The following is a 427-nucleotide window of genomic DNA, read 5'->3' as shown; positions in this document are numbered from 1 at the left end:
CGTCGTCGTCGAGGCATGAACGTGTGTGGAGTTCACAACGACGCTGTTCGTGGCAGGAGGTGCGACGGAGCCACGGCCGATCTCGCCGCACATCACGACGGCGTCGGTCTCGTCGTCGGCCTCGAACGCCTCTAAGGCGTCGATGAAGGAGGTGCCGATGATCGGGTCGCCGCCGATGCCGATGGCGGTCGTCTGGCCGATCCCGCGCTCGGTGAGGTTGTCGACGACCTGGTACGTCAGGGTCCCGGACCGCGAGACGAGCCCGACGTTCCCCTCGGAGAAGATGTTGCCGGGGAGGATGCCGAGCTTCGCCTCGCCGGGCGTGATGATGCCCGGACAGTTCGGACCGAGGAGTCGGGTATCGGTCTCGCTCAGGCGCTTGTTCACCTTCGCCATGTCCTGGGTCGGGATCCCCTCGGTGATCGCG

General features: G+C 66.5%; 1 pseudogene. It reads right to left on the bottom strand.

The window, feature by feature from the left end:
- Nucleotides 1–427: pseudogene (locus ACP96_RS17400) on the bottom strand (hypothetical protein); the annotation flags it as partial.

Source organism: Halorubrum halophilum (assembly GCF_000739595.1).
GTDB lineage: Archaea > Halobacteriota > Halobacteria > Halobacteriales > Haloferacaceae > Halorubrum > Halorubrum halophilum.
This window is presented reverse-complemented; position numbering and strand designations above follow the sequence as displayed.